This is a genomic window from Nostoc sp. WHI, from assembly GCF_015714725.1.
GTDB lineage: Bacteria > Cyanobacteriota > Cyanobacteriia > Cyanobacteriales > Nostocaceae > Nostoc.
Genome location: NZ_WBKM01000228.1, coordinates 1 through 8,768, shown reverse-complemented (window position 1 = coordinate 8,768; position 8,768 = coordinate 1). Strand labels below are relative to the sequence as shown.

Here is an 8,768-nt window from a genome sequence, read left to right as displayed (position 1 = left end):
TCTTGGGAGACGAAATCATAAGCCCGCAGGTTGAGTGCTAAACCGACGATGCCGACGGCGCTCATCCACAAGCCTGTGACTGGCACAAACAACATGAAAAAGTGCAGCCAACGCTTGTTGGAGAAGGCAATGCCGAAAATCTGTGACCAGAAACGGTTTGCCGTCACCATTGAGTAGGTTTCTTCGGATTGGGTGGGATTGAAGCCACGGAAGGTGTTAGCACCGTCACCGTCTTCAAACAAGGTATTTTCAACTGTGGCTCCGTGAATAGCGCACAATAGCGCACCACCTAATACACCAGCAACACCCATCATGTGGAAGGGGTTGAGTGTCCAGTTGTGGAACCCTTGCAGGAATAGTAAGAATCGGAAAATTGCAGCGACACCAAAGCTGGGTGCAAAGAACCAACTTGACTGTCCCAAGGGGTACATCAGGAATACGCTGACGAATACCGCAATCGGTGCAGAGAAGGCGAGAGCATTGTAAGGACGGATACCTACTAGACGCGCAATCTCAAATTGCCGCAACATGAAGCCGATCAAACCGAAGGCTCCGTGTAGGGCTACGAATGGCCACAAACCACCCAGTTGAAACCAACGGGTGAGGTTGCCTTGAGCTTCTGGCCCCCATAACAGCAATAGGGAGTGTCCCATGCTGTCGGCGGGGGTGGATACTGCCACTGTCAGGAAGTTACAGCCTTCTAAATATGAGGAGGCTAATCCGTGGGTGTACCAAGAGGTGACGAAGGTGGTGCCGGTCAACCAACCGCCTAGTGCTAGGAAGGCACAGGGAAACAATAGTATCCCTGACCAACCTACGAATACGAAGCGATCGCGCTTGAGCCAGTCGTCTAGAACGTCAAACCACCCTCTACTGGGCGCGCGTCCAACTGCGATGGTCATTAAAGTAAATCTCCAAATCTTTATAAGTACAGGTTGTATCTGTATTATAGATGGCTGTATAAAAGCCTATCCACAAGCAGAAAGTTAAACAGATTGTTAATCTAGTTTACAATTTTTTACAGACCTTTAATCATATTAGGTGTAAATCGCTAATTTTTCTAGGGGTTTTGTCATAAAAATTAATTTTTATGACAAATGAGGTTAAATCAAAGAGGTCGGGGCAGGGAAGTAGGGAGACAAGGAAAATAACCATGCCCAATGCCTTTTTCCCTAGAATTCAGTCAGCTGACGCTAAAATGAGTCCTACAGTTAAAGAAAGATTATTGCTAAATGTTTACCATCGACTTAAGCATCAGAAACACTGCTTTTCCTATCTCAGTCCAACGTAAATCAGCAGAAGATGCTGAGGCTGTCTATCAGCTTATTTTGGCAGCAATCCGCTCTGGAAACCCTGACATTGTAGAACTCAAGTGCGAGGGCAAGACAGAGAAAAAAATTGCTGTCCGCGCTAGTGAAATTTCTGGGGTGCAGATTTTTCAGAAAGATGGTGCAACCCCTGGTGGCGCCAGACCACCTGGCTTTTTCGCTGTAGCTGCTGAGTAACCAAGGTTTATAAATGGCTCAAGTGGGCATTGAGGTCAAGGATTTAAATTTCAGTTGGCCTAATGGAGAGAAAGTTATCAAATCTTGCTCTTTAGAAGTACCCAAGGGTGAGTTTTGGATGCTCTTGGGTACAAATGGCAGTGGGAAATCAACGTTACTTAAACTGCTGGCCGGGCTATTAGCTCCTGAATCTGGCGAAATTCGGGTTTTGCACCCCGTTGGCTTTGTCTTCCAAAATCCGGATCATCAACTGGTGATGCCAACGGTTGGTGCTGATGTGGCTTTTGGATTGGTGGAAGAAAAGTTGCCACCGGCTGCCGCCAGAGCAAGGGTTGAGGAGGCGCTAGGGGCGGTGAATTTGCTTACCCTCCAACGCCGCCCTATATATGCGCTCTCTGGAGGACAGAAACAGCGAGTGGCGATCGCTGGTGCGATCGCCCGTCGTTGTGAAGTCTTATTATTAGATGAACCCACTGCCTTACTAGATCCAGATAGTCAGCTGGATTTAGTTGCTGGTGTCCGCCGCCTCGTCAAAAGTCGAGGCATCACTGCCTTGTGGGTGACGCATCGATTAGACGAGTTAAATTACTGTGACGGCGCTTTCTTACTAGAAAAAGGTTCACTTGTGGATAAGGGTGAAGCCCAGCGCCTTAAAGAACGTCTGATGGAGGTACACACAGAAGCCTCTTAATTAAGTGCTGTTAGCGGTAGCTGAGTGTTTAGCCCGTGCTGAGTAAAGTAAAAAGTACTCAGGACTTTCTACACCAGGCACATGCTCTGCCCTTTATGGGTAGTTTTTAACTCAGCCAGGACTTACGCAAACAATAGCCAAAAAGAACGATTTTTAGGTAGGGGCAATTCATGAATTGCCCCTACTTAGTTTTGCGTAAGTCCTATAGCACTCTTTATTTCACCACTACTAAAAAAGAACTGCGATGCGCCTTTTTAACAAAGGCGCGTTTTAAGTTTGTGCCTCTGCCGTGGGGTCAGTTTTATCAGCCTGCCCCATTTTTTGTGTGTAATATAGTGTTACACACAATGCATCAATTATTATAAAACTTATGAATGAATTTTGCTAACTCTAGAAAATTGTGATTAAAAATCATGCCCCGTTCCTTATTCCAAGCCGTTTTATTAGTGGACGGCTACAACATAATAGGCGCTTGGCCTTGCCTTAAAAAAACCCGTGATAGCGCTGGATTAGAGGCAGCACGCGGCGAGCTTGTGGAAGCAATGACTGGTTATAGTGCGTTTCAAGGTTATACAACTCAAATAGTTTTTGATGCTCAATATCAGAATTCCTCTAGCAATCAAGAAATTATTACTGAGCTTTTATCTGTTTATTACACTGATTTTGGGCAGACAGCAGATACTTATATTGAAAAATCTTGTGCGTCTTTTCGGCAGCAAATAGCCCAATGTTTGATTTCTCGTGTGATTGTTGCAACATCAGATCGGGCACAGCAGTTGATGATACAGGGGTATGGGGCTGAATGGTTGTCGGCACAACAACTCTGCGGCGAAGTGGAAACTACCGTCTGTCGGATGCGACAGAAGTATCATACACGCAAACAATCTAAGAGTCGGTTTTTAGCTAATGCCATTGATGCTAAGGCGCGGCAACGTCTGGCTGAATTACGAATGGGATTACAGTAAATATTAGTTCAAAAGTCTCTGCTTAAGTTCCTGAATTGGTTTTGACTGCAAAAATTCTATAAATTAAGCATCTAAGAAAAAATATTGGCGAAAGTACTTGCCAAATCCTATTTTTAGCCCTAAGATTATAAATCGTGAGTGATCCTCAGTAGCTCAGTGGTAGAGCGATCGACTGTTAATCGATTGGTCGCTGGTTCGAATCCGGCCTGGGGAGTTAAAAAAGTTAGCAGTGATGAGTTCTGAATTTAGTAACTCATCACTATTGAATAAAACTATGTTAAAGGATGCCAGTTCTATATGCGGTACAGCTAAATGGGCAAATTTTTGGTTGCTTGACCCGGCTGTGACATTCCTGAATCATGGGTCTTATGGTGCTTGTCCTAAGGCGGTGCTGGCTGTTCAACAACGTTTGCGATCGCAATTAGAACAAGAACCCTTACGCTTTTTTGGTAGGGAGTGGGAACCACTTTTAGATAATGCCAGAAGCGAACTAGCGGCGTTTGTGGGTGCTGATATCCAGGATTTGGTATTTGTCCCCAATGCGACGACTGGTGTGAATTCGGTGTTGAGGTCGCTGACGTTTTCACCAGAGGACGAAATACTCACAACCAACCATGAATACAATGCTTGCCGCAATGCGCTTGATTTTATTGCCAGTCGCACTGGTGCGCGGGTGGTAGTGGCAAAAATTCCTTTTCCTATTGACTCGCCACAACAAGTAGTAGCAGCAGTAATTGAGCAAGTTTCACCAAAAACACGATTAGCACTTTTGGATCATGTTACCAGTCAGACAGGGTTAATCTTTCCGATTTCAGAGTTGGTGAAACAGTTGCAACAACGGGGTGTAAATACATTGGTAGATGGTGCCCACGCGCCAGGAATGATTTCCCTGAATTTGCAAGAAATTGGCGCAACTTATTACACCGGGAATTGTCATAAATGGCTGTGTGCACCAAAGGGAGCAGGATTTTTGTATGTGCGACGAGATCAACAGCCAGAAATTCGTCCCTTGACAATTAGCCACGGCACAAATTCGTCACGCACTGATAAAACACGCTTTCAGTTGGAATTTGATTGGACAGGTACAGATGATCCTACAGCTTATATGTGTGTACCAGAAGCGATCGCTTTTATGGGTTCGTTGCTACCTGGTGGGTGGACAGAATTGATGCAGCAAAATCATCAGCTAGTGTTGCAGGGAAGACAGCTACTTTGTGAAGTGCTGGGAGTGCAGCCGCCTTGTCCAGAAGAGATGATTGGTTCAATGGCGGTTTTGCCAATGCCTGCGATTTTGGAAAACCGCGATTTTATGTCTGTACATGATGAGTTGTTTGATAAGTTTGGTATTCAAGTGCAGGTGATGCCGTGGCACGAAAAACCACGGATGTTAGTACGGATTTCAGCGCAGATTTACAATACTTTAGAGCAGTATGAGTATTTAGGAAAGGTTCTAAAGGGGTTGCTCTCAGGTTAATCTAGTTTTGAGAAGCTGACGATCGCATCAAGGGTATGTTTTGCACTGGCCATTTGCCAAATAAATATTTTTATTAGATGCCACGTTTAAGGCAGGAGACGCGATGAATCGCCTAAGGCAGGAGACGCGATGAATCGCCGTCTCTACAAATCGGGTGCTATTGTTTTAGGTGATTGCACTTAAATTGCTGAAACTAGGATAAACGCTTTATATGACTTCTGGAGCGCTGCCTTCTAATCCTTTTGTGGCTGCGGGGATGATTGAAGATTCCAGGCTGTTTGTCGGTCGTAAAGATGAACTAAATGCGATCGCATCTCGGATGAAGGGCGATCAGCCTACAAGTATTAATATAGTTGGTGACAAGCACATTGGTAAATCTTCGTTGCTGCATTATTTTGTTCTGACTTGGCAGCAGCGAGTATTTGACAACACCAGTCGTTATGTGGTGATTTATGTAGCGTTACGGAGTGTAGATTGCCAAACTGAAACGGGTTTCTATGAGGCTGTAGGTGAAAGTTTACTGAGTCATGTTCAGGGATGGCAACAACGCAATCTGCAAAATCCTTGGAAGACTAAACCGCTTAATCGTCAAGCATTTTCAGATGCGGTTAAGGAATGGAAACAGCAAGGAAAGTTACCCGTCCTTTGTTTGGATGATTTTGAAAGCCTTTTGAAATATCCCGATAACTTCGATAATGGATTTTATGATAATTTGCGATCGCTAATGGATAGCAATGCCTTGATGCTAGTGGTGGCTTCTCGTAAACAACTGGATGTTTATGCTAATGAGTATCACTTCGGCTCTAGTTTTTTCAATATTGGTCACACGATTTATTTGAAAGAACTAACTACAGATGAGGCTATTGAACTGTCACGCTTACCAACTCGCTCTACAATTGGTGCTGCTTTGAGTGTAGATGAACAGAATCATGCCCAGCAATGGGGTAAGTGTCATCCTTATAAGTTGCAATTGGCTGGTTACTATTTGTGGGAAGCACGTCAACAAGGCAAGGCAATCAAGTGGGCGAAACAGCAGTTTGAACAACAGCTTGCAGATCCTAAATCTAAAGCAAAAGGAAAGTGGTGGCAATCATGGCTGCGTTCGTTAGTTTGGGATTTACCAGTGCGCCTGGGTAGAATAGCCAAGTTCATTGGTGGGGCTGTTGATGATGTAAGCAACTGGATTATCGGGATGGTAATTCTGCTTTTGCTCGTTTTGGTTTTGGTGGGTGTGCTGCACTGGAATCAAGTTTGGGGTTTTGTGCGTGACAAGTTGGGGATAAAGTAGCAATGAGTAACACGTCTCCAGCATCAGGCTTTTGGAATTATGTGGCTGAATGCGTGCGCCTTTTGTATTGGATTTACTTTAAGCCTTTTACCTTTGAACGTTGGTTGCGCGATATCCATCCAGAACTGAAGCCGAGAGATAACCCCTTTGATAAAAGGGCTGAATTTCGCACTAACCCGCGTCTGCGTCGCTATGCTGGGCAAGTTTGGTGGCTAACTGCTGTAGTTCCGATGGTTGCTATATTGCTGGTGGCATTAGTTTACACTCTGGTTAGTGGTGCATTTGACTGGCTCATAAGCTGTGTTTTGTTGATGGGCTGGTTTATAGGAAGGGTTGTAGACCGTGGTGGTGAAAATAGGCTAGTTATTTTCCTTATTCCTGTCCTTACCCTTTTTCTTGCAGCTATATTTTTATTAGGCGTGGCGTGGAACGTGGCGTTGAGCGTGGCGGTAGGCGTGGCGTTGAGCGTGGGGTTCGGCGTGGCGTTGAGCATGGCGGTAGGCGTGGCGGTAGGCGTGGCGGTAGGCGTGGCGGTAGGCGTGGCGTTGGGCGTGGCGTTGGGCGTGGCGGTGGGCGTGGCGGTGGCGTTGGGCGTGGCGTTCGACGTGGCGGTGGCGTTGGGCGTGGCGTTCGACGTGGTGTTCGGCGTGGCGTACGGCGTGGTGTTCGGCGTGACGTACGGCATGGTGTTCGGCGTGACGTTGGGCTTAACGTTGGGCGTAACGTATATTTTCGGTGTGTTGCGGGTTTACTTCTGGTTGCCAGAATTACTATGGATACTCACTTTGTTCTTGTTGTCTCCCAATGAAAAGCGGGTAAATTGTTTGCGATATTTGCCCCCTCGCTTTGATGAATTGATTCTTTTCCCTCTGCCTTTCATGGATTTGATGATTGTAGAGGCTTATCGGAAAAACCCAATAGCTGCCCGTGAGACTATTAATTATCTAATTACATCCACCAATCAGCAAAAAGTTGCAGCACAGGCAATTTATGGTATTGCTGTATATACTCTCAATCGTTGTCAATGGTTAAGCGATATTGTGGAGATTGCCAACCAACTAGCGTGGATTCCCTCACCACCACCAAAGGAACTTGGCATTGTACTGCCTCAATTTTTAGATATTAGTCAAAATGTACGGGCATCACAAGAAGCAACTTCACCTTATCGTCAATATGAGTTACTGAACATTCCCATCACTGCATTACGCCAACTGGCGCAAAGTCTAGTTTTGACAACAGATGCTCGCGTTGCTGTTTCTTTTGGCAACACTACACAAAGCTGGCTAACTATATTAGAAACGGCGCAGCGCACTTTAAACGAACAGGCACAGCAATCAAAAGAAATTCGGCAAGTTTATATTGCTGGTAACTCACTAGACCCGGAAACAGCGAAGAATCGTTTCAAAGGGCGAAGGGACATATTTGAGGAAATCGAATCTTTGACGCTTTCTGAGCAACCGCCAGTGTTGTTACTCTATGGAGGGCGCAGGACAGGGAAAACTTCAGCGCTGAAATATCTACCTTACAGAATACAAGCAAACATTGTTCCTTTGCTGGTAGATTTACAAGGAGCAGCAGCAGCTACAACCTTAAAAGCATTGGCTGAGAATTTAGCTCAACAAATTATCGAAGCTGCACGGCGATTACCCCGCAAGGTATACTTGCCTAATCCAGATGCCTATAAACTAGCTGAAGATCCATTTCCCGCGCTGCAAACTTGGTTCGCAGAAATAGAACGCAGCAACTCTGGTAAGCAATTTCTCCTCTGTTTGGATGAATATGAACGCCTGGGTGAGGTAGTGAAAGCAACAAACAGCCGTGCGCCACTCAATTTTATCCGTAACCTGCTGCAACATCAACACAATTGGATTTTACTTTTTAGTGGTTCACAGGAGTTATCTGAACTTGATGATTATTGGAGTGACTATCTAATTAACACTCGTGCTTTGCGAATGACTTACCTGTACGAGTCAGAAGCCCGCGATTTGATTCAACAGCCAGTAGAGAACTTCCGCAATATCTATGAACCAACTGCTGTAGATGCAATTATCCAAGTTACTCGCTGTCAACCTTATCTCGTTCAGTTGGTGTGTTATGAGGTGGTGGAGTTGCTAAACCGCGATATCAGAAGAAACAGGCGAGAAGCAGATACAGCAAAAGCGACTGCACAGGATGTTAAGGAAGTTATACCTGTTGTGCTGGAGCGAGGCGATCAGTATTTTCGGGAATTATGGAAGAGTTTAGCAGATAGCGATCGCTCTCTCCTACGCCGGATAATCCACGGGGAAACTCCCACGCAGCAAGATAAAGGTGTTATCCGCAAACTAGCGCGAAAGGAAATTTTGACTCTAGAAGATAATACCTTTCAAGTGCCTTTGGTGCGAAAATATATAGAACAATTGCTAGAAGAAGAATAAGCGGTTTAGGCGTTGCATAATGGCGGTATGAGTTGAGCCTCACGCAAAGGCGCAAAGGCGCAAAGAATTGATTCAGCAACGCAGCAATTTAAGTAATTGGACAAAAATGTTTACAGTCATTGCGAGGGTCGCGTTCACGGAGCGTCTCGTAGAGAAGCAATCCCAGCCCTTGCGATTGCTTCATTCCGCTTCGCGACCTTCGCAATGACATTGTATAATTAATTCTGTCTGACTACTTAATGCATCGACCTGCACCTTAGATGCATCGACCTGCACCTTAGATGCATCGCTCTGCACCTTAGATGCATCGACCTGCACCTTAGATGCATCGCTCTGCACCTTAGATGCATCGCTCTGCACCTTAGATGCATCGACCTGCACCTTTGATGCATCGACGTGCACCTTAGATGCATCGACGTGCACCTTTG

Annotated in this window: 8 protein-coding genes and 1 tRNA gene; 7 read left to right on the top strand and 2 right to left on the bottom strand. The window is 45.5% G+C overall.

Annotated features, from left to right (window positions below):
• On the bottom strand, positions 1–902 hold a 902-nt coding region (gene psbD, locus F8S12_RS23080), incomplete at its 3' end, for a photosystem II D2 protein (photosystem q(a) protein) (protein WP_196518654.1).
• Between the two features lie 330 nt (positions 903–1,232).
• On the opposite strand from psbD, the gene F8S12_RS23075 reads away from it, so the two are divergent.
• The 7 genes from F8S12_RS23075 to F8S12_RS23045 all read left to right on the top strand — a co-directional run bounded on the left by F8S12_RS23075 (position 1,233) and on the right by F8S12_RS23045 (position 8,340).
• The gene (locus tag F8S12_RS23075) at positions 1,233–1,505 is read left to right on the top strand and encodes a hypothetical protein (RefSeq protein WP_196518653.1); all 273 of its coding nucleotides are present in this window, start codon (positions 1,233–1,235) and stop codon (positions 1,503–1,505) included.
• A 13-nt stretch (positions 1,506–1,518) separates the two neighbouring features.
• Entirely contained in the window at positions 1,519–2,196 is a 678-nt protein-coding gene (locus F8S12_RS23070) for an ABC transporter ATP-binding protein (RefSeq protein WP_196518652.1), read from the top strand.
• 413 nt (positions 2,197–2,609) lie between these two features.
• Positions 2,610–3,161 carry an NYN domain-containing protein gene (locus tag F8S12_RS23065; protein WP_196518651.1) on the top strand — a complete coding sequence of 184 codons (552 nt, stop codon included), beginning with the start codon at positions 2,610–2,612 and terminating at the stop codon, positions 3,159–3,161.
• Positions 3,162–3,303: 142 nt separating this feature from the next.
• Positions 3,304–3,375 (top strand) — tRNA-Asn (locus F8S12_RS23060).
• A 60-nt stretch (positions 3,376–3,435) separates the two neighbouring features.
• A complete protein-coding gene (locus F8S12_RS23055; RefSeq protein WP_196518655.1) occupies positions 3,436–4,635 on the top strand; it encodes an aminotransferase class V-fold PLP-dependent enzyme in 1,200 nt (399 codons plus the stop codon).
• Positions 4,636–4,846: 211 nt separating this feature from the next.
• Entirely contained in the window at positions 4,847–5,923 is a 1,077-nt protein-coding gene (locus F8S12_RS23050; protein WP_196518650.1) for an nSTAND1 domain-containing NTPase, read from the top strand.
• Positions 5,924–5,925: 2 nt separating this feature from the next.
• Positions 5,926–8,340 carry an AAA family ATPase gene (locus tag F8S12_RS23045; RefSeq protein WP_196518649.1) on the top strand — a complete coding sequence of 805 codons (2,415 nt, stop codon included), beginning with the start codon at positions 5,926–5,928 and terminating at the stop codon, positions 8,338–8,340.
• A gap of 180 nt (positions 8,341–8,520) precedes the next feature.
• Here F8S12_RS23045 and F8S12_RS23040 read toward each other — a convergent pair.
• Positions 8,521–8,768 (bottom strand): hypothetical protein (locus tag F8S12_RS23040; protein ID WP_196518648.1); only part of this gene is annotated, 248 nt, incomplete at its 5' end.

Bases quoted from the DNA above. Each gene is read 5' to 3' on its own strand.
- F8S12_RS23065 (WP_196518651.1), top strand. From the start codon at position 2,610: ATGCCCCGTTCCTTATTCCAAGCCGTTTTATTAGTGGACGGCTACAAC.
- F8S12_RS23045 (WP_196518649.1), top strand. From the start codon at position 5,926: ATGAGTAACACGTCTCCAGCATCAGGCTTTTGGAATTATGTGGCTGAA.
- F8S12_RS23075 (WP_196518653.1), top strand. From the start codon at position 1,233: ATGTTTACCATCGACTTAAGCATCAGAAACACTGCTTTTCCTATCTCA.
- F8S12_RS23055 (WP_196518655.1), top strand. From the start codon at position 3,436: ATGTTAAAGGATGCCAGTTCTATATGCGGTACAGCTAAATGGGCAAAT.
- F8S12_RS23050 (WP_196518650.1), top strand. From the start codon at position 4,847: ATGACTTCTGGAGCGCTGCCTTCTAATCCTTTTGTGGCTGCGGGGATG.
- F8S12_RS23070 (WP_196518652.1), top strand. From the start codon at position 1,519: ATGGCTCAAGTGGGCATTGAGGTCAAGGATTTAAATTTCAGTTGGCCT.